Genomic DNA, 1,953 nt, shown 5'->3' with positions numbered 1-1,953 from the left:
TCATTGAATATGCATTCTCATTTGTTGACATAAAAAGTATAATTATAGTATAATGTGCACATAAATATGGGAGAAAGGGGAAAACACCATGAGATGCCCGTTTTGCGGAGAGGATAATACCAGAGTCGTAGATTCACGGCCTGTTGAAGATACCAATTCCATCAGAAGAAGAAGGATGTGTGAATCCTGCGGAAAACGATTCACCACCTATGAAAAAGTAGAGACCATTCCTTTAAGTGTTATAAAAAAAGACCAGAACCGTGAACCATACAGCCGAAGCAAGATTCAGGATGGTATCCTCCGCGCCTGTTATAAACGCCCGATTCCTGTAGAAAAGATCGAAGAGACCATGGATTCCATTGAAGGTGAAATTTTTGACCGGGCTGACCGTGAAATCTCCAGCAGTCAGATCGGCGAAATTGTTATGGAACACCTCCAGTCCCTGGATGCAGTTGCATATGTACGCTTTGCCTCCGTTTACAGAGAATTTAAAGATGTCAGCACCTTTATGGAAGAATTAAAAAAATTCATGGAGCCGTAAATCATACGGCTCCATTTTTGTTTTACTGTTCCGGGAACCACCCAAAATCCATACACCTTCCAAAATCCCAGCTGTCCCATCCAATCCAGCCCTGTTCATTAACTGTATCTGTCAGAAGTTTATAGCTCCAGTAGAAATAACCGCTGCCCTGGTTCCAGGCATTCAGCTGGGCTTCTGCCAGCGCAAGATAGATTTCTCTTTTTTCTTTGTCACTAAAAGCTTCTTTACCACTGCCTTCCATTCCATTGAGCACACTCTGTCCGCCTTTTGTATCACATCCGCAGACAAGGGAATTAAAAAGACACCACTCACCGCAGATCACAGGGAAATAAGCTTCCATTTCCCTGATTTCTTTTTCATAGTGATCCCTGATATAAGACAGATAGGAATCCAGCTCCTGCGGGCATCCGTCAGACTCAGCCATCATCAGATACTGATGGGTATCCAGAACCACATTGACATATTTCTCCTCCTGCATAAAATCTTTCCAGGACAGCAGTTCAAATCCATCATGGATCACCACGTATTTTTCTTCCGGAAGATATTTCCGCATCCGGTCATATGCGTTCAGATAAAACTCTCTTAGAAATTCCAGAGTATTGGGGCCGGAATCCTCTGCCATTTTCAGATCCTTTGCCGGATAGCGGTTGGGAACATCAAATAACTTCCATGCCCTTTCTGTAATTGGCTCGTTCAGTACTTCAATTCCCCAAAGACCTTTTCGGCTTCCATACCGCTCTGCCAGACGTTCCAGTACATGAAGGACAAATTCAATTTCTTCCGGGCTTTTTGACCATCTGCATACCCCGCAGATGCCTCCATTATCAAATCCATTCTGCCCCAGAGGCGCTGTATGAAGATCCAGTAAAATCTTCAAATCATATTTTTCCGCCCAGTTAAATGCCTTATCCAGTTCTTCCACACAACCGATAAACGGTTCTCTGTCCCCAAATACAAAATAAGGCACTGGAATACGTACTGCTTCCATTCCCATTTTTCTGATGGTAACAAAATCTCTCTCTGTAATATATTCCGAGCGGTGAATCCGGATCCTTGCTTCATAAACTTCTCTGGAAAGCTGTTCTGGAAGCCAGTATTCGTCTTCTGCATCTGTCCCTTCAAACACAGCAGGACTCATCCACTTTTCCAGTACCAGCCAGTTTCCCAGATTTACACCTTTTACATGCATAATCTTGCGCTCCCTTCCGTTGGTTATGAACACAAAAATTCTTTAAAAGCTTCCTCTATAGCAGCTTCATCATTTGTATCCGCCATCAGTTCCAGAGGCATCTCCAGATCCAGACTGAAAATTCCCATAATGGATTTCGCATTTACGTAATATTTTCCGCTGGAAAGATCCATGTCGCAGGTAAATTTGGAACAGATTTGATTAAACGCCTCAACTTCTCTTA

General features: G+C 43.1%; 3 protein-coding genes. 1 reads left to right on the top strand and 2 read right to left on the bottom strand.

What is annotated here, in order from left to right; all coding sequences use genetic code 11:
* The first annotated feature begins 88 nt into the window (after positions 1–88).
* Positions 89–541, top strand: a complete 453-nt coding sequence (nrdR, locus tag RDS42_RS14510) for a transcriptional regulator NrdR (protein ID WP_308784280.1) — start codon at positions 89–91, stop codon at positions 539–541.
* A 22-nt stretch (positions 542–563) separates the two neighbouring features.
* On the opposite strand, the gene RDS42_RS14505 is transcribed toward nrdR, so the two are convergent.
* Positions 564–1,730 (bottom strand): cellulase family glycosylhydrolase, encoded by a 1,167-nt coding sequence (locus RDS42_RS14505; RefSeq protein WP_308784279.1) that lies wholly within the window; start codon positions 1,728–1,730, stop codon positions 564–566.
* A gap of 23 nt (positions 1,731–1,753) precedes the next feature.
* On the bottom strand, positions 1,754–1,953 hold a 200-nt coding region (locus tag RDS42_RS14500; RefSeq protein WP_308784278.1), incomplete at its 5' end, for an HPr family phosphocarrier protein.

It is taken from the genome of uncultured Blautia sp., assembly GCF_902497045.1.
Taxonomy (GTDB): Bacteria; Bacillota; Clostridia; order Lachnospirales; family Lachnospiraceae; genus Blautia_A.
Note: the sequence above shows the minus strand (reverse complement) of the source record. Positions and strands in the feature narration are given on the sequence as shown.